At 60.9% G+C, this 26,084-nt stretch carries 25 protein-coding genes and 1 pseudogene; 23 read left to right on the top strand and 3 right to left on the bottom strand.

Annotated features, from left to right (window positions below):
• The first annotated feature begins 374 nt into the window (after positions 1–374).
• The 5 genes and pseudogenes from AUL39_RS10615 to AUL39_RS10600 all read left to right on the top strand — a co-directional run bounded on the left by AUL39_RS10615 (position 375) and on the right by AUL39_RS10600 (position 8,296).
• Positions 375–3,377: an AfsR/SARP family transcriptional regulator gene (locus AUL39_RS10615; RefSeq protein WP_235810854.1), complete on the top strand. Its 3,003-nt coding sequence runs from the start codon at positions 375–377 to the stop codon at positions 3,375–3,377.
• 130 nt (positions 3,378–3,507) lie between these two features.
• Positions 3,508–5,998, top strand: a pseudogene (secA, locus tag AUL39_RS10610) (preprotein translocase subunit SecA); the annotation flags it as partial.
• A 5-nt stretch (positions 5,999–6,003) separates the two neighbouring features.
• Positions 6,004–6,306: an SEC-C metal-binding domain-containing protein gene (locus tag AUL39_RS11670; protein ID WP_408033263.1), complete on the top strand. Its 303-nt coding sequence runs from the start codon at positions 6,004–6,006 to the stop codon at positions 6,304–6,306.
• A gap of 2 nt (positions 6,307–6,308) precedes the next feature.
• Complete coding sequence (gene prfB / locus AUL39_RS10605) at positions 6,309–7,424, top strand: peptide chain release factor 2 (RefSeq protein ID WP_059056072.1); 1,116 nt, start codon at positions 6,309–6,311, stop codon at positions 7,422–7,424.
• Complete coding sequence (locus AUL39_RS10600; RefSeq protein ID WP_235810853.1) at positions 7,421–8,296, top strand: YitT family protein; 876 nt, start codon at positions 7,421–7,423, stop codon at positions 8,294–8,296. The genes prfB and AUL39_RS10600 overlap by 4 nt, the downstream gene beginning before the upstream one ends.
• Before the next feature lie 6 nt (positions 8,297–8,302).
• On the opposite strand, the gene AUL39_RS10595 is transcribed toward AUL39_RS10600, so the two are convergent.
• Positions 8,303–9,118 carry a DeoR/GlpR family DNA-binding transcription regulator gene (locus tag AUL39_RS10595; protein ID WP_059056068.1) on the bottom strand — a complete coding sequence of 272 codons (816 nt, stop codon included), beginning with the start codon at positions 9,116–9,118 and terminating at the stop codon, positions 8,303–8,305.
• Positions 9,119–9,532: 414 nt separating this feature from the next.
• On the opposite strand from AUL39_RS10595, the gene AUL39_RS10590 reads away from it, so the two are divergent.
• The 10 genes from AUL39_RS10590 to AUL39_RS10545 all read left to right on the top strand — a co-directional run bounded on the left by AUL39_RS10590 (position 9,533) and on the right by AUL39_RS10545 (position 17,602).
• Positions 9,533–9,988, top strand: a complete 456-nt coding sequence (locus tag AUL39_RS10590; protein WP_059056067.1) for a PTS sugar transporter subunit IIA — start codon at positions 9,533–9,535, stop codon at positions 9,986–9,988.
• A complete protein-coding gene (locus tag AUL39_RS10585; RefSeq protein ID WP_059056065.1) occupies positions 9,988–10,299 on the top strand; it encodes a PTS sugar transporter subunit IIB in 312 nt (103 codons plus the stop codon). Before AUL39_RS10590 ends, AUL39_RS10585 begins: the two co-directional genes overlap by 1 nt.
• A 73-nt stretch (positions 10,300–10,372) precedes the next feature.
• Positions 10,373–11,683: a PTS ascorbate transporter subunit IIC gene (locus AUL39_RS10580; protein WP_059056063.1), complete on the top strand. Its 1,311-nt coding sequence runs from the start codon at positions 10,373–10,375 to the stop codon at positions 11,681–11,683.
• Between the two features lie 153 nt (positions 11,684–11,836).
• Positions 11,837–12,577 carry a hypothetical protein gene (locus tag AUL39_RS10575; RefSeq protein ID WP_059056061.1) on the top strand — a complete coding sequence of 247 codons (741 nt, stop codon included), beginning with the start codon at positions 11,837–11,839 and terminating at the stop codon, positions 12,575–12,577.
• A 44-nt stretch (positions 12,578–12,621) separates the two neighbouring features.
• Entirely contained in the window at positions 12,622–13,230 is a 609-nt protein-coding gene (locus AUL39_RS10570; protein WP_032111300.1) for an SIS domain-containing protein, read from the top strand.
• Positions 13,231–13,271: 41 nt separating this feature from the next.
• Complete coding sequence (locus tag AUL39_RS10565) at positions 13,272–14,168, top strand: dihydrodipicolinate synthase family protein (RefSeq protein ID WP_059056060.1); 897 nt, start codon at positions 13,272–13,274, stop codon at positions 14,166–14,168.
• Positions 14,169–14,200: 32 nt separating this feature from the next.
• On the top strand, positions 14,201–14,848 hold the full coding sequence (locus AUL39_RS10560) for a beta/alpha barrel domain-containing protein (protein ID WP_059056058.1): 648 nt from the start codon (positions 14,201–14,203) through the stop codon (positions 14,846–14,848).
• 243 nt (positions 14,849–15,091) lie between these two features.
• Entirely contained in the window at positions 15,092–15,778 is a 687-nt protein-coding gene (locus AUL39_RS10555) for a transaldolase family protein (protein ID WP_032111298.1), read from the top strand.
• Between the two features lie 25 nt (positions 15,779–15,803).
• On the top strand, positions 15,804–16,670 hold the full coding sequence (locus tag AUL39_RS10550) for a transketolase (protein ID WP_059056056.1): 867 nt from the start codon (positions 15,804–15,806) through the stop codon (positions 16,668–16,670).
• A 2-nt stretch (positions 16,671–16,672) separates the two neighbouring features.
• Complete coding sequence (locus tag AUL39_RS10545) at positions 16,673–17,602, top strand: transketolase family protein (protein WP_059056054.1); 930 nt, start codon at positions 16,673–16,675, stop codon at positions 17,600–17,602.
• A 90-nt stretch (positions 17,603–17,692) separates the two neighbouring features.
• Here AUL39_RS10545 and AUL39_RS10540 read toward each other — a convergent pair whose 3' ends face one another.
• Positions 17,693–18,076, bottom strand: a complete 384-nt coding sequence (locus tag AUL39_RS10540; RefSeq protein ID WP_059056052.1) for a type II toxin-antitoxin system death-on-curing family toxin — start codon at positions 18,074–18,076, stop codon at positions 17,693–17,695.
• Positions 18,073–18,285, bottom strand: coding sequence for a type II toxin-antitoxin system Phd/YefM family antitoxin (locus tag AUL39_RS10535; protein ID WP_059056050.1), 213 nt, complete (start codon positions 18,283–18,285; stop codon positions 18,073–18,075). Before AUL39_RS10535 ends, AUL39_RS10540 begins: the two co-directional genes overlap by 4 nt.
• 257 nt (positions 18,286–18,542) lie before the next feature.
• Between AUL39_RS10535 and ftsE the strand changes: the two genes are divergently transcribed.
• The 8 genes from ftsE to AUL39_RS10495 all read left to right on the top strand — a co-directional run bounded on the left by ftsE (position 18,543) and on the right by AUL39_RS10495 (position 25,990).
• Positions 18,543–19,475 (top strand): cell division ATP-binding protein FtsE, encoded by a 933-nt coding sequence (gene ftsE / locus AUL39_RS10530; RefSeq protein ID WP_082667396.1) that lies wholly within the window; start codon positions 18,543–18,545, stop codon positions 19,473–19,475.
• The gene (gene ftsX / locus AUL39_RS10525) at positions 19,462–20,388 is read left to right on the top strand and encodes a permease-like cell division protein FtsX (RefSeq protein WP_059056046.1); all 927 of its coding nucleotides are present in this window, start codon (positions 19,462–19,464) and stop codon (positions 20,386–20,388) included. The genes ftsE and ftsX overlap by 14 nt, the downstream gene beginning before the upstream one ends.
• A 76-nt stretch (positions 20,389–20,464) precedes the next feature.
• A complete protein-coding gene (rnr, locus tag AUL39_RS10520; protein ID WP_059056044.1) occupies positions 20,465–22,516 on the top strand; it encodes a ribonuclease R in 2,052 nt (683 codons plus the stop codon).
• 76 nt (positions 22,517–22,592) lie between these two features.
• Positions 22,593–23,531: a hypothetical protein gene (locus tag AUL39_RS10515; protein WP_059056042.1), complete on the top strand. Its 939-nt coding sequence runs from the start codon at positions 22,593–22,595 to the stop codon at positions 23,529–23,531.
• Complete coding sequence (gene smpB / locus AUL39_RS10510; protein WP_059056040.1) at positions 23,515–23,991, top strand: SsrA-binding protein SmpB; 477 nt, start codon at positions 23,515–23,517, stop codon at positions 23,989–23,991. Before AUL39_RS10515 ends, smpB begins: the two co-directional genes overlap by 17 nt.
• 127 nt (positions 23,992–24,118) lie before the next feature.
• Positions 24,119–24,784 (top strand): flavin reductase, encoded by a 666-nt coding sequence (locus AUL39_RS10505; protein ID WP_059056038.1) that lies wholly within the window; start codon positions 24,119–24,121, stop codon positions 24,782–24,784.
• A 93-nt stretch (positions 24,785–24,877) separates the two neighbouring features.
• Entirely contained in the window at positions 24,878–25,021 is a 144-nt protein-coding gene (locus tag AUL39_RS10500; protein ID WP_032111290.1) for a rubredoxin-like domain-containing protein, read from the top strand.
• Positions 25,022–25,168: 147 nt separating this feature from the next.
• Positions 25,169–25,990: an HAD family hydrolase gene (locus AUL39_RS10495; RefSeq protein WP_059056036.1), complete on the top strand. Its 822-nt coding sequence runs from the start codon at positions 25,169–25,171 to the stop codon at positions 25,988–25,990.
• Positions 25,991–26,084 lie beyond the last annotated feature (94 nt).

Genomic DNA, 26,084 nt, shown 5'->3' with positions numbered 1-26,084 from the left:
GGAGACCAGGACGCCGCTGGCCGACTGGGGGCGTTTTCGCCACAGGAGGGGCCCCGCGCCGAGCGCGGGGCCCCTTTCCTTTTTCGCCTGACCCCTCGTCCGCATGCCTTGGCCGCGCCCGACCCGGGCCGCGGCCCATTAATTAGGCATAGTGGGAGTCGCTGTCCGCCTTACGGCTTGCTTGCAGCTTTCTGACAATATTTGTTTGCCGTTCATCCGGTTTCTCTCGTACGCTCGACATATCAATGATAGTTTTCGGTCACCGGTTTCCATTGGGGGGTGGTGACCGTTCTTGTGTACCGCCCTCCCATAGAGCATTTGGAAGGGTGAGGTGTTGAGCTATGTCTATCAAAGTCCATCGCCGTCCTGCCGTTGTGCCCGTTGATGAGGTGTCGGACTGCATTTCTAGGAGACTTTCCTCGTGGGGCCTTACTCCACGCTTGGTGTCTTCATTTCTATCCGAACCCCGAACTTCAGATCTGCTTGTCATGTGCTCTGAGCCAGGGATGGGAAAGTCAACCGCTCTTAGGTCTTTCGTCAGCGAAGGGCGAAATTCTTCAACCACGCACTTTCTCCGGCTTTATGGTATTGATGGCATCTCGGCTGCTCGTCGGCTCGCCCGTTTGGCTCGACAGGTTGAGAGGGAGTGCCTTGCTGGCAAGTCTGTCAGAGTCGCTCTCGATGATGTGCCTGCGGGCGATGAATCTGTTGTTGATCGGCAGGCCGCTTCGATTTCAAGAATGGTAACTTCTGGAGCATCCGTTGCCGTTAGCCTGCTGCCAGAAGACGATTTACTCGCAGAAAGGCTCTCTGGTGCAATTCGCCTTACCTCCAGTGACTTTCTCGTTGGCGACGTCCTTGAGCTTGGGCCAAGTGATCCTCTCTATGATGTACGTTCTCTTACTGGTGGCATTCCCTCGCTTGTTAGTGCACTGCTTCGTGATAACGGCACCTCTCATGTCGATACGCTTGTTGCGGGTAGTACGTATTTCGAAGCGCTTGAGCACCTCGTTGGTGCAACCTTGCGTCCCGGCCTTCTCGATGAAGAGATATCGACGCGACTCGCCATGCTTCTCCTTGGTAGTGGGACGTTTGACGACGTTGCAAGCGTGACGTGCATAGATCCAAGTGAGATTGCTGCCGGCCTTGAAGAGAGTGCCCCTCTCTTTGGAATCTCTTGTCATGACGCATCTTTTAGGTGTTTTGGGATTGACACTCTCGATGGTGTTAATGCGTGCAGCGCTTCGCTTTCCCCAAAGGTAGCTCCCTTGTCAGCGCTTTTTGACTCGGCGCTTAGAGTGCTGGTTGAGAGGGGCGCGTTTGATAGGGCAGCCGCCATTGCGCGCATTTCTTCTTCCGAGGCGGCTGCCTCTGTGATCCTTGGGCACGCTGAGGAATTCATTGACGTTGGGGAGGTTGCTCTTATTCGGAGATTAGTTGGGCAGGCGCAAGCCCGGTCTCTCATAACTACTGAGCGCGCGGCGTCTATCGAAGTGGTTCTATCGGCTCTTGGGGATCCGGGGTTTAGACTGCCCGAGACTATACCCTCGCAGGAGCGGTCAGAGTTGCCTTCTCTCGCTGGCGTGACGCCTTCGGATGCACTCCTCCTGGGGTGCCGTGCGGTGCTTGCTGGCGAGAGTGTTTCCTCGCGCGGCGATGATGTCGCGGAACCCATTGGTCTTGCTGCGCATTTGCAGGCGGTTCAGCTGCTGCGCGATGGACGCCCGGGCGCTGTCCAGCGCCTTGTGGGGCCGCGTGTGTTTTCAAGTATGGAGGGTTCGCTTGCGACTGCGCTGTTGCGGCTCGATATGGCTATTGCCTGCGTTCTTCTCGGGGATGACAGAATGAGCGATTGCATTTCGGACTCCTTGGCGCGAGAGTTCTTCATGCGAGATGGCTACTCGGCTCTCAGGGATGAAGAGACGTTCCTATTGGCGCTCGACGCGCTTGCGCATGGCTCGTGCGACCTCTCGTCCATAGATGCCCTGGTAAGTGAAGCAGAGCGGTCAGGAAATGAGCTGATTCGCGTGGCTGCCCTCATGATGGGTGCCGCGGTCGAATATGTGCAGGGCGATTATCGAAGCGCGGGACTACGAAGCGCTATTGCGGCAGGGGCTGCGGGACGCGCAGGGTTTGCCCATCTTGAAGCGGAAGCCAATGTGTTGTGTTGTGCAGCTGCGGGTTCGAGCATGGGCATTGGCGCGGTTCCACCCAATTGGGAGGACACATGCGATACTGGGGAGCTCTCTGCTGTTGCCAAGCTTGTGCGCTCTGCGCTTGGCGGAGACGAAGACCTGCAGGATTCGCAGCGAATACGTGGAGGCGCTGCCCTACCCAGTGACGAAATCTGGCTCCTTAGGGTTTTGCTCTCGGGGAAAGGCGATGTTCCCGAGCGTCTGAGGAACCTAATTCCCCATACTTGGGCGACTGCGATTCCGCCGATTCCATTGCTCCAGTCAACCTCCAGCATTACCGTGCGTCCGAGAAGACAGCCTGCGGGCCGTTGTGATGATGAAGGACTTGCCGAGGCGGCATTGGGAGTTAGGCTGAAGCTTGGTCTTCTCGGTGGATTCTCGCTCAACGTTGATGGTAAACAGGTGCCTGAATGGCATATCGACCGACGTGCCACCAAGGCGATGCTGGTGTTTATTGCCCTGCATCCAAAGCTCTCAGCAAAGAGGTACGAAATCATTGAGCAGCTCTGGCCTGATTGCGACTACAAAGCAGGTCTTGACAAGATTTACCAGGCAACGAGTACGTTGAGAAAGGAAATCTCGGCAGTGGCGCCGGGATTTGACCCCTTCCTCTCAAGTAGGGGCGACAGGTCTGTCTCGCTCGATCCTGCAGTCATCGAATGCGATTTCTTGGAGTTTGAGGAGGCCGCCAGGGAAGCCCTGGCATCTGAGGGAGATGACATGCGTGTATTGGATGCCGCCATAAGGTCTGAGAAGCTCTATACGGGGGACCTCTTTGTGCCCACGCGGGACTTTATGGGATATGTTGTGGCGCGCCGGCAGGAGCTTCGCGAGCTTTACGTTGACGCTATGGTCGCGGGGGCAGAGGCCGCCTTGAGACTTGGCAGATATAGGATATCCGCCAGGCTTGCCGATGCGGCAACAGCCGTGGATGACCTGCGCGAAGATGCCGTTGAAGTTCTCATACAGGCATTAAGGGCAAGTGGCAGAGTGTTCGAAGCCGAGCAGCGCTACAAGAGGTTTGCCGTTCGCTTTGTCGATAGGACACACATGCCGCCCTCCAAGCGTCTCCGGAAGGCGATGAGCGCAAAAGGGAATGGGGCAAAAGGTGGCCCCGCCGCTCGATCCGAAGGGGACTTAATTTCCTATCCGCCTATACGAGCTTGGTTTCCCCACGATTAACACCGAGAATACAGTGCGCTTTTAGTGAGACCATGCCCCTCGCCACCACGGTGAGTTTGCTATGGGTAAAGTGAAAAATGCATGTGCCGGTGGATAGTCACCGCCCATCAAACAGTATGAAGGACTGCCCATGCCAAACTTTCTCTCCAAATTGCTTTCCGCTGGAGCCGACAAGGACCTCAAGGAATACCAGCGCATCACCGCGCATGTCAACGACCTCGAGCCGCGCTTTAGCGCCATGGACGACGAGGAACTGAGCGGCCAAACAAAGCTGTTCCGCGAGCGCATCGAAAACGGCGAGACGCTCGATGACCTTCTCCCCGAGGCATTTGCTGCCGTGAGGGAAGCGTCCCGTCGGACGACGGGCATGCGTCACTTTGACGTGCAGATTATTGGCGGCATCGCGCTGCATCGCGGCACCATCGCCGAGATGAAGACCGGCGAAGGCAAGACCCTGGTCTCAACGCTTGCTGGCTACCTCAACGCTCTTGAGGGCAAGGGCGTACACATTGTGACTGTGAACGACTATCTTGCCAAGCGAGACAGCGAGTGGATGGGCCAGATCTATCGCTTCATGGGCCTTAAAGTAGGCCTGCTCCAGAATGGTATGAGGCTCAACCTAAAGAAGCCTGCCTACCAGGCAGACGTTACCTATGGCACAAACTCCGAGTTTGGCTTTGACTACCTGCGTGACAACATGGTTACGCGGCCAAGCCTTCGTGTTCAGCGCGGGCATCACTATGCGATCGTCGACGAGGTTGACTCCATCCTTATCGACGAGGCGCGCACGCCGCTTATCATCTCTGGCGCGGGAACCAAATCCGCAGGTACCTACAAGGACTTTGCCCGCGCGGTCCGTGGCCTTACTCCAGACGTTGACTTCGAGATGGACGAGGCCAAGCACACCATTGCTGCGACTGACGAGGGCCTCAAGAAGATCGAGCGCAACCTTGGCATCGATGACATTTACGCCGATCCCTCCGGACAGCTGGTGAACCACCTCCAGCAGGCCCTCAAGGCGCAGTACATGTTCCACCGTGACCAGCAGTACGTGGTTGTCGATGGCGAGGTCAAGATTGTCGATGAGTTCACGGGCCGCATCATGGAGGGTAGGCGCTATTCCGAGGGCCTGCACCAGGCAATCGAGGCCAAGGAAGGCGTCCTCGTGCGCGAAGAGAACCAGACGCTTGCCACGATCACCCTCCAGAACTACTTCCTTATGTACGACAAACTTTCGGGCATGACTGGTACTGCCATGACCGAGGACGCAGAGTTCCGCGAGGTCTACCACGTCCCCGTGCAGGTGATTCCGCCCAACAAGCCCGTCATTCGCGTGGATCACGACGATCTTGTCTACAAGACAGTGGCTGCCAAGTTCAACGCTGTCGCCGATGACGTGGCCGAGCGCCACGCCAAGGGGCAGCCGTGTCTTGTGGGTACTGTCTCGATCGAGAACTCAGAGCGCCTCTCTCGCATTCTGGACAAGCGTGGCATCAAGCACAACGTCCTCAACGCCAAGTACCACGAGCGCGAGGCGCAGATCGTTGCGCAGGCGGGCCGTGAGGGCGCTGTAACCATTGCAACTAACATGGCTGGCCGTGGTACGGATATCCTTCTTGGCGGTAACCCCAAGGCAATGGCCGAGGACATGCTTCGCGAGCAGGGCTTCTATGCACCAGTGAAGGGGGGCGAGGAGCCAGTCGTACCCACCGAGGAACAGCGCGCTGCCGCCCTCGAGAAGGCGAAGGCAATCTGCGATAAGGAGCGCGAGCACGTGGTTGCCGCCGGTGGCCTTGCCGTCATTGGTACCGAGCGCCACGAGAGCCGTCGTATTGACAACCAGCTGCGAGGTCGCTCCGGCCGTCAGGGCGATCCCGGCGAGACCCAGTTCTACCTCTCCCTTGAGGACGACCTCATGCGCCTCTTTGGCGGCGACCGCATGGACCGCATCTCGGCGATGATGACCAAGTACGACATGCCCGACGACATGCCCATCAAGTCAAAGCTCGTGACGCGCGCGGTTGAAAGCGCCCAGCGCAAGGTCGAAGAGGTCAACTTCGCCATGCGTAAGAGCGTCCTCGACTACGATGACGTTATGAACAAGCAGCGCCAGGTCATCTACGAGGAGCGCAACAAGATCCTGGACGGCAAGGACCTCATGAGCCACGTCGAGGAGGTCACCTACGATACCGTCCAACGCAAGGTGAACGAGTACTGCTCCGAGACGGCCGATCCGGAGGAGTGGGATCTTGCAGGCCTCGACAAGTGGGTGCGCGACCTCACGGGCCGTACCGACGGACCTACGTTCACGGTTGACTCCGACCAGGGAGACATCACCGATGCCGTCGATGCCTTTGTAAACACCTGCTACAAGGAGAAGGAGCAGCGCCTGGGCGACCAGATTATGAGCGACCTCTCGGCCCAGGTTATGCTTCGCGTAATTGATACGCGCTGGATGACATACCTGCAGGAGATGGATTATCTCAAGACTGGCATTGGCCTGCGTGGCTATGGCCAGCGCGACCCGCTCGTCGAGTACAAGAGCGAGGCCTACGCCGCCTTTACCGAGCTGGTCAATACCATGTACGAGGACTTTCTCCGCACCATTCTCCGCATTGAGATCGCCGTGCGGCCCACGGCTCCTGCTAAGCCCCAGGGGGATGACGAGGCACTCTCCGATGAGCTGCGCGGTGCCCAGTACTCAGGTCCTGCCGAGGTCGATGGTGACCACAGTGTGCCTGCACGCCGTTCTGCCGCAGACGCACCGCGTAAGCAGGGCGGCAACGGCAATGCCAACGCCGGCGCCGGCAAGCCTCGCACCTATCGCAAGGACGAGGATCCCGACCCTTACGTTGGCGTGGGGAGGAATGACCCCTGCCCCTGCGGTAGCGGCAAGAAGTTCAAGAACTGCCACGGCAGGAACAGGTAGCCATGGCCGACATTGATAGCTCTGCACTCGACGCCCTATCCGCACGGCTCGACGAGGTCGAGGGCTACCTCCATGTTGACGAGCTGCGGGGGACCGTCGCACAGCTCGAGCAGGAGAGCACGGCACCAGGCTTCTGGGACGATGCCAATGCGGCTCGCGAGACCATGGCGCGCCTCTCAGCTGCAAAGTCCGACGTTGCCGGCATCGATGCGGCTCGCGCAAAGCTAGAGGATGCGCGCGCGGCTCTCGAGCTTGGCGAGGAGACCTCAGACGATGACCTTCTCGCCGAGGCCGCCTCGATTGCCTCCTCCCTCGAGCATGACCTCACCGAGCTTGAGCTCTCCAGCTGGTTCACCGATGACCTCGACCACGGTGACGCAATTGTGACGGTGACACCTGGTCAAGGTGGTCTTGAGGCCCAGGACTGGTGCGACATGCTCTTCCACATGTACCTACGCTACTGCGACAGGCGCGGCTGGACGGTAGACGTGAACGACGCGCCTCAGGCGGAGGTCATCGGCATAGACCATGCCACCTTCACGGTGCATGGACACAACGCCTACGGCATGCTTCGCGCCGAGCAGGGCGTGCATCGCCTGGTGCGCATCTCTCCCACTGACGAGAAGAAGCGCCGCCAGACCACATTTGCTGGCGTGGAGGTGCTGCCGATACTGCCTGATGACATTGAGGTGGATATCGACCCCAAAGACCTGCGCATCGACGTGTATCATGCAACCGGCCACGGTGGCCAGGGTGTCAATACGACGGACTCTGCCGTGCGCATCACGCACATCCCAACCGGTACGGTTGTCACGTGCCAGAACGAACGAAGCCAGCTCCAGAACAAGGCGTTTGCGATGAAGATTCTTCGCAGCCGCCTGTATGAGATGGAGCTTGAGAAGCGCGCTGCCGAGCTCGACGAGCTTCGCGGGCCAAAGCACGAGATTGGCTTTGGCAACCAGATCAGAAGCTACGTTCTCTATCCCTACCAGCTGGTGAAGGACCTGCGCACGGGAATGGAGACCGGCAATGTTGACTCGGTCCTCCAGGACGGCGACCTCGACAAGTTCATCATTGCCTATCACAGATGGGTGGTTGCCGGAAGGCCGGAGCAGTGAGAAAGCTCAGCTGGCGCGAGGTGGCGCTCGACGCCGCCCTCATATTCTTTGGCTCGCTCCTTTTTGCTTTTGGTCTCGACTGCTTCGAGATCCCTAACGGCTTGGCTGCTGGTGGAATTACGGGCCTGGCAACGGTGTTTCATGCCCTTGCTCTTCAGGTGGGGGTCAACCTTCCAGTGGGCATCCAGTCCATTGTCATGAACGTCCTGCTCTTTGCCTACGTGGTCAAGTCGGGGAGCAAACGCTACGCCGTTCTCACCGCAGCGGGAATCATTGTCTCGGGCGTGCTCACCGACGTTATAGTTCCCCTCGTTCCCATTCTGGGCGAGGGAGACCTCCTTCTCTGCGCGCTGTGGGGCGGCGTCATCACGGGTGTTGGCCTTGGGATGGTCTTTCGAACGGGTGGCAACACCGGCGGGACCGACATCATCGCCCAACTGATAGCGAGAAAGACGGGGGCATCCGTTGGGAGCATGGCCATTGTAGTCGACGGCGCCATCGTCGCTCTCTCGGCGCCGGTCTTCTCGATAGAGAACGCGCTCTATGCCGCGGTTGCGATGTATATCTGCGGACGCGTGGTCGATGCCGTGGTGGATGGCCCACGCGTTCAACGCGCCGCTTACATCATCTCCGAGAAGCACGAGAGAATCGCCCGCCAGATTCTGGTGGAGCTCGACCGTGGCTGCACCGAGCTTGAGGCAAAGGGCATGTGGAGCCGTGAGCTGCGGCCCGTCCTCTTCTGCGTGCTTTCGCGCGGTGAGATTGCTCACCTCAAAGAAATAGTTGCCGAGACGGACCCCGATGCAATCGTGGTGATCGCTGAGGTTCACGAGGTATATGGGGAGGGCTTCAAGAGCATCGAGAAGCGCTAGGCACCTCTAGGGTTCCCGCAGCTCCGCCTCATCCTCGGCGAGCTGCATCGAGCTGGGACCAAGGTCGACCCGTATGACCTCCGAAACGCCATACTCCTTAAGCTGTTCAACCTGCTCGTCGGTAGCGCCGGAATCCGTGATGAGCAGGTCGACCTCATCGGTGGATCCAAACTGGAAGCTCGATGTCTGCCCAATCTTCGAAGAGTCCGCAACTATCACGTGCACGCGTGAACGCTCGAGCATCATCGCGTTGACTGCGGGCTCGGGGGCGGTTGCGGAGGTAAGGCCATAGGTGGGGGAGAGGCCCGTCACCCCAAGGAAGCACTTAGTTGCCGTTATGCGCTTCACGCACTCGAGTGCAAACTCCCCTGTCATAGAGGCCTTTGGCGGTCGTATCTCGCCGCCAGTGAGGATGATCGACGCATTTGGACGCTCGGTGAGGAGCAGCGCCTTCGCGTTGTTGGTGATGACGGTTACGTCCTGCGCCGTGATGTACGAGATGATGGAAAGTGCCGTGGAGCTGGCGTTGATGAAGATGCAGTCGCCATCGTTGACGTGCTTGGCCGCCTCCCGTGCAATTGCCTTGTTGGCACGAATCTGGCGTGAGCCCGAGGGGCGCCCGAGAGGATTGAGTAATGTCGCGGTGCCGTATTGCCGCGACAGTACGTGCTGCTCCTCCAGATAATCAAGGTCGCGCCGTATGGTGAGGGTCGAGACGCCAAAGTGGTCGGCAAGTTCTGCCACGCCCACCTGACCCTTTCGCTCGAGAAGGGCGACTATGGCATCCCTGCGAGCGGCAATATAGGCCTTGCTTCTCTTCATGTCCGCCTCCGCCCTCCATAACACTGCGCTGGCGGAATCAATTATACGAAGTGAAAATGTCTATTGATAGTCAATCGAACATAAAGATTGATGCTCTAATACCTATATTTTTCGCTTATAGCAATAAGATGAACAATGCTTTATCGTTCGTAAATTTCGTTCGTAATTACATAAAAATAGTTACATATACATAACTATTTAGTGATACATCATTCAATAAAATATGAAAAACCGCAGCTAGATAGCATGGCTGCACAATGATTCATTAGACCGTTGGACGAAATTGGGGAAAATTTGCGCCGAGAATATGAAAAATTAGTTGCGAAGGTGTTCGTTTAGTGTCACAGTTACGAACGGTCATTGAGGGGTGGCCGTACGTGGTTGCCCGAGATTCAAGGAAGGGTAGGTGGTTGCATGCTCAGCGATCTTCTCGATGAGAGCCTAGTTCAGCTCAACGTCGAGGCGAGCGACTGGGAGGATGCCATTCGCAAGGCAACGGCTCCCCTGGTTGCCAACGGCAAAGTGACCGAGGGCTACGTCGATGACATCATCAAGGGTGTCCACGAGCTCGGTCCGTACATCGTGATCACGGAGCACGTGGCGCTCCCGCACGCTCGCCCCGAGAGCGGTGCTCTCGAGTCTGCCGTGGGCATTGTGACGCTCAAGAATCCCGTCGAGTTTGGCAGCGAGGACAACGATCCGGTTAAGTACCTGTTCCCGCTCAGCGCTAAGGATAACGACTCGCATCTGAGCGCCCTTCAGTCGCTGGTCGAGCTTCTCTCCGATCCGGATTTCTTTACCAAGCTCGATGCCTGCAAGAACGCTCAGGAAGTCGTGGACCTCGTCCACGCTAAGGAAAGGGGTATGTAATGGACCGCAAGTATCATGCTCTGGTGTGCTGCCGCGCTGGCATGGGCTCTTCGATGATGCTCAAGATCAAGTGCGACCAGGTCATCAAGGAGGACAACCTCCCCATCGAGACCGAGCACGGCAACCTCGACTCCATCATCGGCTTCCGCGGTGACCTCGTCATCACGATGATTGATCTTACCGATGAGCTCTCCAAGGATCCCCGCGTTCCCTCTGCGGTCGGCATCAAGAACCTCGTCGACAAGAACGAGATTCGCGAGAAGCTTCACGCGTGGCTCGACGAGCACAAGGGCGAGGAGCCCCGCAGGTAGCAAACACGTAGCTGGGTAGGACAACGCACCACACGAGCGGGAGAACCCGCAGTTTCATCGGAAGGATTATCACATGCTGAACGCATTCCTCATGCAGATGAGGGACACAGCGCTGATTATGGGCATCATCGCCCTTGTCGGCCTGCTCCTGCAGAAGAAGTCGGCGGTTGATACGTTTGCCGGCACCGTCAAGACCATCATCGGCTTCATGATCTTCAACATCGGCTCCAGCGCCATGTCCGCACAGATCACCACCTTTGGCGCCATGTTCTCCACCGCCTTCAATGTGCAGGGCGTCGTGACGCAGGTCGAGGTCGCAACCTCTCTCGCGCTTGACACCTACGGCACCGAGGTCGCCCTGGTCATGGTCTTCGGCTTCGTCATGAACCTCGTATTCGCCAAGATCACCCCTTGGAAGGCAATCTTCCTGACCGGTCAGCACTTCCTGTACTTCGCCTGCGTCCTCGCGCTGGTCTTCATCGCCCTGGGCGCCCCCATCGCCGTCACCGTCATCTGCGGCGGCGTTGTCCTCGGCTTCTGCGGCGCTGCCCTGCCGTCGCTCTGCCAGCCCTTCGTTGAGAAGCTCACTGGCTCCAACGACTTCGCCATCGGTCACTTCAACTGCATCGGCTACGCTTTCTCCGGCTACTGCGGCAAGCTCTTCGCCAAGAAGAACGAGAAGGAGATCGAGAACAACGAGGTCAAGGAGGCCAACCTCCCCGAGTTCTTCAAGCTCTTCCGTGACTTCGTCTTCTCCGTGGCCCTGTTCATGATTGTGCTCTTCTACATCGTGACCATCGCCTGCTTCGTGACCGGTCACTTTGGTGACACCCTTGCCAACGGCAAGCCCTTCACCTCCTACTTCGGCAACGACATCTGGTGGATCTGGCCGTTCCTCGCTGGCCTCCAGTTCGCCGCTGGCATGTCCGTCCTGATCTACGGCGTGCGTCAGTTCATCGCCGAGATCACCGCAGCCTTCGTGGGTATCTCCGAGAAGCTCATCCCCGATGCCCGTCCTGCCGTCGACTGCCCCGCCATCTTCCCGTTCGCGCCTGACGCCGTCATCATCGGCTTCATCGGCTCGTTCCTCGGTGGCCTCGTTGCCATGGCTTTCATGGTCGCCTTCCACAGCCCGACCATCATGATTCCTGCTGCCGGCATCTGCTTCTTCTCTGGTGGCACCTGCGGCGTCTGCGGCTATGCCTACGGTGGCTGGCGTGGCGCCCTGCTCGGCTCGTTCCTCGTTGGCATCTTCCTCTGCGCCGGCCCGCTGATCCTCTATCCTGCGTTCGCCTCGCTCGGAATCGCCGGCGCCTCGTTCCCCAACGTCGACTACAACATTGTCGGCTCGATCATCTACGGCATCGGCAGCCTCTTCGCCTAGTCGTACGGGAACCAGAATTGCACTTCCTACTCAGCCCTAGCGTTTGATTTCAGGGGCGCCCGCGGCACGCCACGGGCGCCCCTTCGCCAATCTGGGAACAAGCGGTCCCATCGGACGCAACGACACCGGTGTGGGCAACACGAAGGGAGACCAGTGGCACATAAGAAGCAAAACAGCAAAGCATCCTCCGCAAGGCCCAACCCCAAAGCCGTCGAGCGCGACGAGGCCGACAAGAGCAAGCCGGCTGCATCCACCGAGCCTTCGAAGGGTCCGCAGAAGATCGGGGGCCACGCTCAGGACTCCTCCGCCGACAAGGCGAGAAGGGCGAGCGACGCGGTTCTCGGAGACATCATCGGGATGGCCAAGCCAATAGCCATTCCCGATCTGCCCGAGGACGAGCTTGAGCTCTCGGTTGGGGAGGACAGGAAGAGGCTCTTGCTTCAGGGCGTGCTCCTCCTCCTTGCGGTGCTCGCCTTGCTCTTCCTCACCTTCTGGTTTGGCGTTGTGGCCAACGCCTCCGGCAACGTGTGGTTCCTCCTGGCGCTCATCCTGTCGCTCACCGCCGCGTGGTTCGTGTCAAAGCGTATGGGTAGGTTCCTCGGCAAGTTCTTCATGAAGACCGGGGTCGTCGACTTTGGCAGCAAGTACGTCTACATCTACGAGAAGTCAGATCCCAAGGAGGCCACGGTCGTCACGTACAAGGACGTCAAGTTCTACAAGACCGTGCGTCAGGGCAACTCCATTCGCCTCCTCCTCTGGGGCGACTGGGTCAAGCATCCGTCTGGCTATCTCTACGTGGGCATCACGCGCCCGTTCATGGCAGACACGCTTGGCTCCCTGGAAACCCAGATTTGCGAGACTCTGGCACGTCACCACGTCAAGGAAAAGAAGTAGCGCCGGAACGATTCCGGCTCCTACATAGAAGGAAAGGGGAAACAATGGCAACTGATAAGGAGCAGGTCGAGGAGTTCCTCGGCATTGTGAAGACCTCGCTCGACGAGTACGTCGCTGGCATCGACTTTGATGCCCTGAGCGCCGCCAAGCAGCTCATCCTCGACGCCGAGAAGAACGGTGGCCGCGTGCACGTGACGGGCATCGGCAAGCCCGGCCACGTCTCCGGCTATGCAGCCTCGCTCTTCTCGTCGACCGGGACGCCCACCTACGAGCTTCACGGGACCGAGTGCGTTCACGGCAGTGCTGGCCAGGTGCTTCCTGGCGACGTTGTGATCGCCATCTCCAACTCTGGTGAGACCGGTGAGCTCAAGGCTACCGTCACCTGCCTCAAGAAGAATGGTGCCAAGATCATCGCCCTCACGGGCAACCCGCAGTCCTGGCTTGCTCAGCAGGGCGACGTTGTACTAGTCGCAGGCGTCAAGCAGGAGGGCGACTCCATGAACAAGCCACCACGCGCCTCCATTCTGGCCGAGGTCATCGAGCTGCAGTGTCTCTCCATTCTGCTGCAGAACGAGTTTGGCCTCACTCCCGAGAAGTACGTCACCTGGCACCCAGGCGGAGCCCTCGGCGCCTCCATCCGCGCAGGCAAGTAGTAGACCCATCCGTAAGGACAGGCAGAAAGGCAGTTTCAAGCATGTCAACGTTCTCCGGGGTCATCGTCCCCATGGTCACGCCGTTCAGGCGCGACGAAGGCCAGACCATCAACTACGAGGCGGGCGAGCAGCTCGTTGAGAGGATTATCGCGGGCGGTGCGAGCGGCATCTTCACCTTCGGCTCCAACGGCGAGTTCCACGTGTGCACGCCGGACGAGAAGATAGAGTTCTCGAAGTTCGTGATCGAGAAGGTCGCCGGCCGCGTGCCCGTCTACGTGGGAACCGGCTCCTGCTCCACGCGCGAGGCCGTGGAGATGTCCAAGCGCGCCGAGGACGCCGGCGCCTCAGCCGTCTCGGTCATCAACCCCTACTTCATGAAGGTCTCCGATGCCGAGATCGAGGGCTACTACGAGGCTGTCGCCGAGAGCGTCAAGATTCCCGTGCTCATGTACAACATCCCCAAGTCCACGGGCACCAACCTCTCGCCCGAGGTCGTGGCGCGCGTCGCCGAGATCGACAACGTCAAGGGCGTGAAGGACTCCTCCGGCAACATGGAGAACCTCGCCGCCTACGTCGAGGCCGCCAGGGGTAAGGACGTCGACGTGCTCGTGGGCTCCGACGGCAAGATTTCCGCCGCCCATGCGCTCGGCGCCTCAGGCGCCATCGCCGGTACCGCCAACCTCATCACTAACGTAGTCGTGTCGCTGTGGCGCGCCCTCGAGGAGGGCGACTCCGAGGCCGCCGCGTCCTACCAGGCAGACGTCGAGCCCATCCGCGACGTCCTGCACATGGGCTCCACGCCCCAGACGCTCAAGCGCGCTCTCGAGCTCGCCGGCGTCCCCGTGGGCCCGGCCAGGAGGCCCGTGGCGGAGACCACGCCCGAGGTGGACGAGAAGGTCCGCGCCATGCTCGACCACTACGGCATCGCGCACGAGTAGCGTGCAGATATAGCGAGAAAGAGGGAGAAAAAATGCAGCTTCAGAAGGCCAAGGTCACCGAGAGACTCGCGCAGATCGGCGCGTTCGCCGTCGTGAGGGTCGAGACCGTCGAGCGCGGCCTGGAGATCGCGGACGGCCTGGTCAGGGGTGGCGTGCCCGCAATGGAGATCTCCTACACCAACGCTAATGCCGGCGACGTGATTGCCGCTGTTAAGGCCAAGTACGGTGACAAGATGTGCGTTGGCGCCGGCACCGTGATGGAGGCCGCCACCGCCCGCCTCGCCATCATGTCGGGCGCCGAGTTCGTCGTGGCCAACATGGAGTCCGAGGAGGTCGCGCGCGTGTGCAACCTCTACCAGGTCCCCTACGCGCCGGGCTGCACCACGATGACCGAGGCGAACAAGGGTCTCGAGATGGGCGCCGCGTTCATCAAGTGCTTTCCCATCTCCAACACCTATGGCGTCCAGCTCGTGAAGCTGTTCAAGACCCCCACGCCTTGGATGCCCCTCATGGCCTCCGGCGGCATCAACCTCGACAACCTTGCCGAGTGGGTGCGCGCCGGCGTTGACACCTGCGGCATGGGAAGCCTGCTCACCAAGGGCTCCGCGGACGAGATCGCCGCAAATGCCGCCGAGGTGCGCCGCATCATCGACGAGACCCGCGCGGAGATGGGCGAGTAGGTCTAGGGCAGGACCATAGATGCCGGAAAGGCGGCCGTGTGGGTCTTCGCGTGTGCGTTGCCCCGCGCGGCCGCTCCGTTTATCGAGGCACCGCTCTCGCATCACCTAACCTGCATACCTCACGGCGTTCACGGACTGAAGCCGACAGGTGGGCGGGAGGTACGCCTCATTCACGAGGACTCTGCATAGCATGGAATATGCCGCATATTTGCGGTCCACATGGCAATTTGAGGGAGGATCGTCATGAAGTTCTTTATTGACACAGCGGACCTGGACGAGATCAAGCAGGCGGAGAGCTGGGGGGTTCTCGCCGGCGTTACCACCAACCCGTCGCTCTATGCAAAGACTGGCGGAAAGCTGGCCGACTTCGAGGACCACATGGTTAAGATTTGCAAGCTTTGCGAGGGGCTGCCCGTCTCGGCCGAGTCCCAGGCAAAGACCACCGAGGGCATGATTGCCGACGGCGAGCGCCTTGCCGCCCTCGCGCCCAACATCGTCGTCAAGCTCCCCATCTGCGAGGAGAGCCTGCCCGCCACGCACACGCTTGCCAAGGAGGGCATCCGCGTCAACATGACGCTTGTCTTCTCGGCTCCTCAGGCGCTTCTCGCCGCCTCTGCTGGCGCCCGCTACATCAGCCCCTTCGTTGGCCGCTTCGATGACATTGGCGATGACGGCATCCAGCAGCTCGCAACCGTGGTGCAGTGCGTCAAGAATTACACCTACGGCTACTGGGACGAGGAGGACGGTCCAGAGATCATCACGGCCTCCGTGCGCACGCCCAACCACGTGACACAGGCGGCTCTCCTTGGTGCAGATATTGCAACTGTGCCCTTCGCCGCACTCAAGAAGTGCCTGCGCCACCCGCTCACCGACCAAGGTCGCGAGCGCTTCGACGCGGATTGGGCTAAGGTCACAGGAGAGCAGGCCTAGCCACGACCGTCTCGAGAGGAGACACATGAGCACAACGAGAACGACGCACGAGGTGCGGCTCATCGCAAACTCGATGCGCCACGACATCATCACCATGGTGTCGAAGGCAAAGTCGGGGCACCCCGGCGGGTCGCTGTCATGCACGGACATCCTTGCGACGCTGTTCTTCACAGGTGTGATGAACTACGACGAGGATGACCCCGCAAGCCCCGAGAGGGACTTCCTCATTCTCTCGAAGGGCCATGCAGCGCCGGCACTCTATGCCGCATTCCACCAGGTTGGCTGGGTCCGCGATGACGAGCTGGGGACGCTCCGCCAGCTTGGCACGCGTCTGCAGGGACACCCCGATAGGAACGCGCTACCGGGCGTAGAGGTCTGCTCTGGCTCTCTTGGACAGGGGCTCTCCATTGCCGCCGGCGCGGCACTGGGATTCAAGGCGGACGCACCAGAGGGCTCCCGCCCACGTCACGTGTTCTGCGTGTGCGGTGACGGCGAGCTGCAGGAGGGTTCCAACTGGGAGGCGCTGATGTTTGCCCCCAACCACGGGCTCTCCAACCTCACTATGTTCCTTGATCTCAACAACCTGCAGATTGATGGCGATGTTCGTAAGGTCAACTCCCTGGGTGACGTCGATGCAAAGCTTGCGGCTTTTGGCTGGCACGTTATCCACACCGATGGCCACGACATCGAGCGCCTGCACGCAGCAGTTGAGGATGCGCTTGCCTTCTCGGCGGCGCCCACGGCAATTGTGTGCGACACCATCAAAGGCAAGGGTGTCTCGTTCATGGAGAACGAGGCGGGCTGGCACGGCAAGGCTCCTAACGAGGAAGAGACTGCGCTTGCACTGGCCGACCTCGATGCAGAGCGCGCCCAGATCGAGAAGGAGGCCTAGCCATGGGTAAGAGGGCAACACGCGAAGCCTTTGGCGAGACGCTCGTCGAGCTGGCTAACGAGGGAATGAACGTCTGTGCGGTTGACGCCGACCTTGCCGGTTCAACCACCACCAACAAGCTTCAGAAGGCATACCCCGATCGCTTTGTGGATGTGGGCATTGCCGAGCAGGACATGATTGGCGTGGCTGCGGGTCTTTCCCTTACCGGGCGCATCCCCTTCACGGCGTCTTTTGCCGTGTTTGGAGTCGGCCGCTGCTACGACCAGATCAGAAACACCATCTGCGACTCCAACCTCAACGTGAAGGTGTGCCCCACGCACGCCGGCATCACGGTGGGCGAGGACGGCGCGACGCACGAGATGCTCGAGGACATCGGCATGATGAGGGCGCTCCCCAACATGCGCATTCTCGTGCCGGCAGACTACCGCGCCGCAAAGGCGGCCATTCGCATTGCCGCTACCACGCCTGGTCCGGTTTACGTGCGCATGGGCCGTCACAAGGTGCCCGAGGTCTACGACGAGTCCTTCGTTGGCGGGCTCCCGTATGCGGGCGTCCTGCGCGAGGGGACCGACGTTACCATCCTCGCTTGTGGCGTCGAGGTGGCACAGTCGCTGGCCGCGGCTGACATCCTGGCGCAGAGCGGCATCTCTGCCGAAGTCATCGACGTGTTCTCGGTTAAACCGCTCGCAGAGGACGTCATTCTTTCCTCCGCCGAGAAGACCGGTCGCGTTGTTACGGTCGAGGAGCACATGGTCGAGACGGGCATGGGCTCTGCTGTAGCATCGCTTCTTGCGGAGAAGCGCCCAACACCCATGCGTCTTGTGGGCATGAGGAGCTTCGGCACCTCCGCTCCCGGCGACGTGCTTCTCGAGCACTTTGGCCTTGACGGCGCCGGCATTGCCCGTCAGGTCGAGGAGTTTGTCCGCGCCTAGTGGCGAGCCAACCAGCGCCTATGCAGGTGCGCGGGGCGGTGCAACAGCCGTCGCGCGCACCTGTTGTGATTAAAGATGCTGTTCAACGGGTTACATGGCGGACTTTACCCAGCTGACGAGGTCTTCGTATTCCATGCTTCCATCTGCAATGCCCATCATTGCTAGAAGGAAACTGGCGGGTTCCGGTGAGAAGCCGATTCCGTTGATCCTGAGGTATGTGCCGAGGAGTGCCGCTCCGGTTCTCTTGTTGCCGTCGATAAATGGGTGGTCTTTGATAATCCCAAAAGCATAACGGCAGGCTTTTTCAATCGTTCCCGGGTAGAGCTCTGCGCCAGAAAAGGTTTGGAATGGTTGAGCTAGGGCAGAATCCAACAGCCCCTCGTCTCTGATGCCCGTGGCGCCCCCAAACTTCTTTATCGCTTCAGCGTGAATGGCCAAGACGACTTCTTTGGAGAAGGGCGTTGCGGCTGTCATTTTGCGAGCTCTGCGAATACCGACGAGTACTCATCCATGAAGTCGACGGCAACATCAACGGTGTTGGAAGTCGCGGATGCTGGCTGAATGACAACCCACGGCTTGTTGTTCTTAAGTACTGTGACGGGACGTCCGGTTCGGTTGACCTCTGCCGTTACCTTGGAGAAGTTGTTCTTTGCCTCTGCAAGGCCCATTGTAAGCGCCGCCATGGTAAACCTCCTTAGGCTCATGTTATGGCTTAAATTATAGCCATAACATTAACGACTCAGATGTATTACTTGATATGCCTGTGGCCTTCTTGTGGCTTCCATCTGCGTGTTCTCTGTTCGTGTGCGGCTGCTCGCATGTCGTTACGCCAGTGCTTGGTATCATTGCGGATGTATCTGCATCTGCTATGCAAGAAGAAGGAGCTTTCGTGGCCAACCACTTTCGCAGCACAGAGCGACAGGGGTCAGGCGAGGATGGCATGAGGCTTGTGCCCCCCAGTGAGCACATTGTGAGCAACGTGCCGGACATCGAGCCCGTCGAGAACGCGGACGAGCCGCAGACGCCTGCCGCAACAGAAAACGCACCAGAGGCGGTCCACGTCGTCACGGCATCCGATCCTGCAGACTCCACGAGCGAGCAGCGCCCCTACACAAGCGTCTTTGCGTCTCTCGCCGGAAACGACGCGCCTGCGGCGCCTCGTACCGGCACCCCCACCATCTCGTTCAAGAACGTGACCCTCATCTATCCGGCTCAGCCCAACAAGCCCGCCCTCGAAGACGTAAGCCTGGACATCTACCCCGGCGAGTTCGTCTTTGTCGTGGGTCACTCCGGCTCGGGCAAGTCGTCGCTCCTGCGCCTCATAACGTGCGAGCGCCGCGCGACCTCTGGCCAGGTTCTTGTCGCCGGCCAGGACCTCACCAAGCTCAAGAACAAGAAGGTTCCGTACCTCCGTCGCCAGATTGGCACCGTCTATCAGGACTTCAAGCTCCTGCCGGACAAGACGGTCTACGAGAATGTCGCCTTTGCCCTTGAGTGCATCGGCAAGCCGCGCGCCGTTATCAACGTGCAGGTCCCCGAGGTGCTTCGCCTTGTTGGCCTTGCCGAGAAGCAAGACAACTACCCCGACCAGCTCTCCGGTGGCGAGCAGCAGCGCGTCTCCGTTGCAAGGGCCATGGTCAACCGTCCGCCGCTGCTCATCTGCGACGAGCCCACGGGCAACCTCGACCCGGCCATCTCGCTGGGCATCATGAAGCTGCTCGACCGCATTAACCGCGAGGGCACAACCGTGGTCATGGCTACCCACGACCGCGAGATGGTCGACTCCATGCGTAAGCGCGTCATTGCGCTGGAAGCTGGCCATGTTGTCCGCGACCAGGAGAGGGGAGGCTACGGCTACTATGGTGCCCTCTAACTTCACCTACTCGCTGCGCGAGGCCGGCCACCACTTCCGCAGGAACTGGTCGACGGTGCTTGGCGCAATCGTAACTATCTTCCTTTCGCTCTTCATCATCGGTGCATTTGTCCTTGCCTCCAACGTGCTCAGCAACATGGTGGGCAGCGTCGAGGACAAGGTCACCATCCAGGCCTTCCTTGCCGATGACGCCGACCAGACCGCCGTTGAGCAGCTCCAGTCCGAGATCCAGGGCTGGGACAACGTCGAGTCCGTCACGTACCGCAGCAAGGACGAGAACCTCGAGCAGTACCGCACCTCGATGTCGCAGAGGAACGCCTCCGATGCCGTGGCCGCACTCGATGGGCAGAACCCCATTCCGGCCTCGCTCGTGATCAAGCTTACCGATCCGCAGCAGGTTGAGGGCACGGCCGAGAAGCTCATCGCCGACGAGACCTTCAAGTCCGTCTGCGACACACCCGACAACCCGTCGAGCGACGTCCAGTATGGCCGCGATACCGTCGAGAAGCTCTTCTCGGTCACCAACATCGTGCGCGTTGCCGCCATCGTACTCGTGGTGCTTCTGATCTTCGTGGCGTTCGTGTTCATCAACAACACCATTCGCCTTGCCATCACCGCCCGTCGCAGGGAGATTGCCATCATGCGCCTGGTTGGTGCGTCGAACGGCTTCATACGAGGGCCCTTCATCATGGAGGGCACGCTGGAGTCGCTCATTGGCGCGGGCCTTGCCATCGCCGCGCTTGCGGCCGGTATGAGCTACGTCATGCCCAGGCTCGAGAACAGCCTCAAGTTCCTCTCGTTCTATGTTTCGCCTCAGGCGCTTTACCTCACCTACGGCGGCCTTTTGATTCTTGGCGTTCTCATTGGCCTCTTTAGCTCTGCCATTGCCATGAGGCGCTACCTCAAGGTCTAAGGCGGGCACTAAAGACTTGCTGGTAGTTGGGGCGGTGCGGCTTGTTCGCGCCGCCCCGTTTTCTCAAGGAGGACTCATGGGCAGAAGGCGTCCAGGCGCTCGTCGCAGCGGCGGCCACCGGCGCGGAGGCGGGAAGGCGGCCATGCGCCGCTCGCCTACGTTTACTGGCACGCTGCGTGTGTCCCGGCCCGGAATGGCGACGGTCGAGACACCCGAGGGCACCTTTCGCGTTGCTCGTCGGGGGCTGCGCGAGGCCATGAACGGCGACGAGGTCACGGTCTCGGTCTTTCCCGCCCGTGGTGGCGAGAAGGTCGCCCTGGTGCAGGGCGTCATCACCCGTGCCCAGACCACCTTCCTCGGCCGCTTTGAGCTGGCGGGTCCTCTTGGTGCCGTAGTACCGCTCGACGCGCGCCTGGGCCGCGACTTCTTCGTGGTGCCTGAGGACACGTCGCCAGCCCGTCTCGGCGTGGGGGAGGGCGACGTGGTGGTTGCGCGCATCGCGGAGTACCCAACCCGCAACAGCGCCGCTGTGGTGACCATCGAGCGCCGCGTTGGCTCCTCGGACGAGCTTGACCTCAACGTCGAATCGGTCATTGCCTCCTATGGGCTTGCCACAGAGTTTCCGCCGGCAGCACTTGCGCAAGCAGAGGGCATCCAAGCCGGTGTCGAGGAGGCCTTGAAGCGCGAGCCCGGCCGTCGGGATCTGCGCTCTCTTCGCTGCGTGACCATCGATCCCACCGACGCGCGAGACTTCGACGACGCGGTCTTTGCCACGCGCCTCCAGGATGGCGGCTTTGAGCTCTGGGTGCACATCGCCGACGTGACGCACTACGTGGGCTGGGACAGCCCCATCGACAATGAGGCAAAGCGCCGCACCTGCTCGGCCTACCTTGTCGACCGCGTGCTGCCCATGCTTCCCGAGCGCCTCTGCAACGACGTGTGCTCACTCAGGCCGCACGAGGACCGCCTGGCCATGAGCGTGCGCATGGAGCTTGACGATCAAGGCCGCCTTATCTCGGCCGAGGCCATGACCTCGGCCATTCGCTCGACCGCGCGCCTTGACTATGACACCGTGGATGCCCTGCTTGCCGGCCGCGTGGATGCCTCAGCGCTGCACGAGGACCAAAAGGACGCCCAGGTGCTGGAGGAGGCGCTGCGCACGCTCGACTGCATTCGCGGTCTCCGTGAGCGCATTCGCGAGGAGCGCGGCTCGATTGACTTCGACACCGTTGAGCCAAAGGTCACGCTCGACGAGGAGGGGCATCCTACCGGGGTGACCGTGCGTACGCGCACGCGAGCGACCGGCTTGGTTGAGGAGGCAATGCTTCTTGCCAACGAGTCCGTGGCACGCATGCTTGCGGACCGAGAGGTGCCCTGCGCCTACCGCGTTCACGAGCGACCGTCGCCGGAAGACCTTCGCACAACGGTCCGTCCCCTCATGGAGCTGGGGCTCATTGACGGCAACGCCCAACGAGAAGCGCTCATTGCGGGCGAGCCCGAGGCAATTAATGCCGTTCTCGATGCTGCCCGCGGGACGTCCGGCGAGCTTCTCGCCAGCGCGCTTTTCCTCCGTGCGCAGAAGCGCGCGATCTATTTGCCCACCAACCAGGGCCACTATGCGCTGGGGGCCCATGCGTACTGCCACTTCACTTCGCCCATTAGGCGCTATCCGGACGAGCTTGTGCACCGTGCGCTCAAGGCGCTTCTTGCGGGTACGCTTGGTGGCAAGGAGCAGGAGCAGATTGCCGGCCAGCTGCCGCAGCTCTGTGCAACGTGCTCGCGGATGGAACGCGCCGCAGATGCCGCTGCCCGCGCAAGTCAGCACATCAAGATGGCCGAGCTCTACGCGGACCGCGTGGGCGAGGTCTTCCCGGGCGTGGTTTGCGGCTGCGAGCGCTTTGGACTCTTTGTCATGCTCGACGAGACCTGCGCCGAGGGACTGCTGCCCGCGCGCGCCCTTGGCGGGGAATGGCTCGAGTACGACGAGGACCGCATGACCCTCACGGGCGAGGAGTCCGGTCGCGTGTGGGGGCTGGGCACGCACGTGCGCGTGATGGTCACCGAGACGGACATCCCGCGCGGAAGGATAGACTTCGCGCTCGCGGACGCGCGTGACGCCGCGCGATAATGGGAAGACTAACGAGCAGTGCATACCGCGCGTCTCGCGCGTGAGTTTGGCCCCTAAAGGGCCAGGGGAGAGGGACATGGACCAGGAGCAGAGCCAGAGCACACTGATAGACAGCCTTGAGCAGGCCGAGGGCCTTATCCTGCAGGGACAGGACGACGCGGCGCGGGAACTTCTCGCCCGCCTCGCCGAGGACGCCGAGGAGTACGTCGACCGCAACTGCGCAGCCACCGAGAGTGACCAGTGGTTTAGCTTCCCCACGATCTTTGACCGCCTGTGCTACCGTCGCGTGGAGCGCGACCCGCGCACCCTGCATGACGTGGGCGAGCCTCTGGACCGCCTCTATGCGGACCTCGCGCTTGCGTGCGTGCGCACCGGCGACTACAACGCCGGCGTCGAGGCGCTCAAGCAGGCCGTGCGCTGGAACCCCATGAACTGCGGCTACCGTCTTGACCTTGCCGACCTCTACCGCACCAACGGAGACATGCAGGAGTACCTGGCGCTCACGTACAGCTGCTTCGAGCGCGCGAGCGAGGCGCGCCACCTAGCATGTGCCTTCCTCAACTTTGCCGGCTACTTTGAGGCGCAGGGCAAGTCGCGCACGGCTGCCGCCGCACTTCGTGCAGCAAGGCGCCTCGAGGTGGAGGATTCGGCGCTCAGGGCCGCGCTCGACCAGGCCGCTGGCACAGAGCGAGACCCGGATGGCGTGACGGACAAGGAAACCGCAGACCTCCTCGCCGAGGAGGGACTGCCCGATGGCGCAAACGCCGAGGTGGCCATCTGCCTGCTCATGTGCGCCCAAGACGCTGCCACCGCAGGCGAGCGCGACGTTGCCACCAACCTCACGCTGCGTGCCCGTGACCTGGTGGGCGAGCCCGCGGCCATGACGCTTTTGCAGCTCATCCGCGACACGGATGCCGAGATGGCCCAGGAGGCCGCCGCTGGCGATGCCGCTGACTCCGGTGACACGAACGATTCGCAGGCAAACGGGGGTGCGGGCGATGCCCAAGCCAACTAAGCGCGAGAAGAAGACCATCGCGCGCAACCGCGCGGCACGCCACGAGTACTTTGTGGACGAGACCTTCGAGGCGGGCGTCGAGCTCACTGGCACCGAGGTCAAGAGCCTGCGCGAGCGCGCGTCGCAGATCACTGACGCCTTCTGCCTCATCCGTGGGGGAGAGGTGTGGCTGCATGGCGTGCACATCCACCCCTATTCCAACGGCGGCGTGTGGAACGTGGACCCCGACAGGAAGCGCAGGCTCCTGCTCCACCGCCACCAGATCGACTACCTCGACGGCAAACTCCGCACCAAGGGCATGGCACTCATCCCGCTTGAGCTCTACTTCGACGAGCACAACCGCGTGAAGCTCTGTATTGGCCTCTGCCGCGGCAAGAAGCTCTACGACAAGCGCGACGACATGGCCCGCCGCGATACCGACCGCGAGATTCAACGCGCGCTCAAGGAGAGGAGCCGCTAGCTCGCGCCGTCGGGCGATATGATGGTGTAGAGCTCGGGGTGCTCGCGCTCGGCCTTGGGCCGCTAGCTCGCGCCGTCGGGCGATATGATGGGAACGTCTGGTCCGCAAGGTCGAGGAGAGGAGACCCATGGACGCAAAGGCGATGTTTAGCTTCTCGTACGGACTCTATGTGGTGTCGGCTAACGACGGCGAGAATGTTGGTGCGTGTCTCATCAACACCGCGCTGCAGGTGACGGGCGACCCGCTGCAGGTTGCCATCACACTCAACAAGCAGAACCACACCACCCAGGTCGTGAAGGCGGCGGAGCACTTCACGCTCACGGTGGTCTCCAAGACGGCCGACATGCCCTTCATTGGCCGCTTTGGCTTCAAGAGCTCGGCGGATGTTGACAAGTTCGAGGGCATCACCACCAAGACGTCGCTGCTCTTTGACCCCTACACGCCAGAGCATGCCTGCGCCATGGTCTGCTGCGCCGTGGTGAACACCATCGACCTGGGCACCCATGTGATGTTCATCGGCGAGGTCTGCGATGCCGAGCGCGTCTCGGATGAGGAACCTATGACCTACGCCTACTACCACAGCGTCCTCAAGGGCAAGACACCGCCCAAGGCATCCTCCTACATCGAGGGAGAAGACCCAACCAAGCCCGTGGTGCCCGTCTCGGCGCCCAAGCACCACTTCCGCTGCAACATCTGCGGCTACGTTTACGAGACCACCGACGAGGAGCTTCCGGCAGACTTCCGCTGCCCCGTCTGCGGCGTTGGTCCGGAGAACTTCACCAAGATCGACTAGCGTTCCACCCGTGGTGTGCCACGGTTGATGTAAGCTCTGAGGTAGCATTTGCTCGGCCCGGTCGTTAGTTGTATCCAAGAGAGAGGAACCATCATGGCTGACGAGAAGAAGACCTACACCTTCCGCTGCACCGTCTGCGGCTACGAGGTCACCGTTGACACCCCCGAGCTCCCCGAGGACTACGTCTGCCCCGTGTGCGGCGTTGGCCCCGACATGTTCGAGCTCGTCGAGGAGTAGCCTCGACGCTTCGGGAGTTTTTTCTCGCGTTGATGGGGACGGGCTGGCGCCGTGCGAGCGGTGAGGCCCGTCCCCTTGCATGAGGCAGGGTTTCATTACGATGGGGCACGCCCGAGGCATTGCGATTCTGTCGGTGAGGAGATGCGCATGTACAAGCTGGTTGCGAGCGACATGGACGAGACCTTTCTCGCGCACGACCACAGCATCCCGCAGGCAAACATCGACGCCATACGGCGCATGCGCAAGCTGGGCGTTCTCTTTGTGCCGGCGTCGGGGAGGTCGTACTCCTCGGTGCTCGAGAGCTTCTCCTCTGCGCCGGCGGATCTTCTCGACGGGACGTACGTGATCTCGTACAACGGCGGCACCATCAATCGCGCGGGCGACCCGCATCCCCTTGAGAGCCACTCGCTTCCCTTTGAGACAATTCGCGGCCTCTTCGAGCGGGGCAAGGCCTTTGACGTGGGTGTTCACATCTACCAGAGCGATGGCGTTGTCTGGGCGGCCAACCTGCCGGAAGACGACAAGCGCTACCTCGACGGCCACATGGCGTACCGTGAGTTCGATGGTGCCTCCATCGACTTCCTGCGTGACGTCTCCCTGGCGAAGATTCTCTTTGTGAGGCATGACCTCGCATTTCTCCACCGGATGGCCGAGCAAATTGGTGCGGTGCCAGGAACTGCGTTTACATTTTCCTCCGGACGCTACCTTGAGTACCTCCCCGAGGGCGTGGACAAGGGCCACGGACTGCGCGCCTTGGCACGCATCCTGGGCGTCGACGTGGCAGAGACCATCGCGGTGGGGGATTCCCTCAACGACCTGCCCATGCTTGAGGCTGCGGGGCTTGGCGTTGCCGTCTCGAATGCCACTGACGGCATCGACGGGTTGGCAGGCTACGCTGCCCGTTCCAGCTGCGATGACGGCATCCTTGCAGAAGTGGTCGAGAAGTTCATAGAGCCGCAGGCGTGTTAGCCCTGCGCTACAATGGCGGGGCCGTGGCGGCTTGGGGCCGGCGTTGCGGCGAGCGACCGGTGGGGCGCGTGACTAGGCGACGCCCCGCGAGGCT

The organism is Tractidigestivibacter scatoligenes (genome assembly GCF_001494635.1).
Taxonomy (GTDB): domain Bacteria; phylum Actinomycetota; class Coriobacteriia; order Coriobacteriales; family Atopobiaceae; genus Tractidigestivibacter; species Tractidigestivibacter scatoligenes.
This window is presented reverse-complemented; position numbering and strand designations above follow the sequence as displayed.

Coding starts and splice junctions, on each gene's coding strand:
- AUL39_RS10590 (WP_059056067.1), top strand. CDS start 9,533: ATGCTCAGCGATCTTCTCGATGAGAGCCTAGTTCAGCTCAACGTCGAG.
- AUL39_RS10555 (WP_032111298.1), top strand. CDS start 15,092: ATGAAGTTCTTTATTGACACAGCGGACCTGGACGAGATCAAGCAGGCG.
- prfB (WP_059056072.1), top strand. CDS start 6,309: ATGGCCGACATTGATAGCTCTGCACTCGACGCCCTATCCGCACGGCTC.
- AUL39_RS10570 (WP_032111300.1), top strand. CDS start 12,622: ATGGCAACTGATAAGGAGCAGGTCGAGGAGTTCCTCGGCATTGTGAAG.
- AUL39_RS10495 (WP_059056036.1), top strand. CDS start 25,169: ATGTACAAGCTGGTTGCGAGCGACATGGACGAGACCTTTCTCGCGCAC.
- AUL39_RS10550 (WP_059056056.1), top strand. CDS start 15,804: ATGAGCACAACGAGAACGACGCACGAGGTGCGGCTCATCGCAAACTCG.
- AUL39_RS10515 (WP_059056042.1), top strand. CDS start 22,593: ATGGACCAGGAGCAGAGCCAGAGCACACTGATAGACAGCCTTGAGCAG.
- AUL39_RS10585 (WP_059056065.1), top strand. CDS start 9,988: ATGGACCGCAAGTATCATGCTCTGGTGTGCTGCCGCGCTGGCATGGGC.
- AUL39_RS10545 (WP_059056054.1), top strand. CDS start 16,673: ATGGGTAAGAGGGCAACACGCGAAGCCTTTGGCGAGACGCTCGTCGAG.
- AUL39_RS10535 (WP_059056050.1), bottom strand. CDS start 18,285: ATGGCGGCGCTTACAATGGGCCTTGCAGAGGCAAAGAACAACTTCTCC.
- AUL39_RS10500 (WP_032111290.1), top strand. CDS start 24,878: ATGGCTGACGAGAAGAAGACCTACACCTTCCGCTGCACCGTCTGCGGC.
- AUL39_RS10560 (WP_059056058.1), top strand. CDS start 14,201: ATGCAGCTTCAGAAGGCCAAGGTCACCGAGAGACTCGCGCAGATCGGC.
- AUL39_RS10505 (WP_059056038.1), top strand. CDS start 24,119: ATGGACGCAAAGGCGATGTTTAGCTTCTCGTACGGACTCTATGTGGTG.
- AUL39_RS10540 (WP_059056052.1), bottom strand. CDS start 18,076: ATGACAGCCGCAACGCCCTTCTCCAAAGAAGTCGTCTTGGCCATTCAC.
- ftsX (WP_059056046.1), top strand. CDS start 19,462: ATGGTGCCCTCTAACTTCACCTACTCGCTGCGCGAGGCCGGCCACCAC.
- ftsE (WP_082667396.1), top strand. CDS start 18,543: ATGAGGCTTGTGCCCCCCAGTGAGCACATTGTGAGCAACGTGCCGGAC.
- AUL39_RS10580 (WP_059056063.1), top strand. CDS start 10,373: ATGCTGAACGCATTCCTCATGCAGATGAGGGACACAGCGCTGATTATG.
- rnr (WP_059056044.1), top strand. CDS start 20,465: ATGGGCAGAAGGCGTCCAGGCGCTCGTCGCAGCGGCGGCCACCGGCGC.
- AUL39_RS10565 (WP_059056060.1), top strand. CDS start 13,272: ATGTCAACGTTCTCCGGGGTCATCGTCCCCATGGTCACGCCGTTCAGG.
- AUL39_RS10595 (WP_059056068.1), bottom strand. CDS start 9,118: ATGAAGAGAAGCAAGGCCTATATTGCCGCTCGCAGGGATGCCATAGTC.
- smpB (WP_059056040.1), top strand. CDS start 23,515: ATGCCCAAGCCAACTAAGCGCGAGAAGAAGACCATCGCGCGCAACCGC.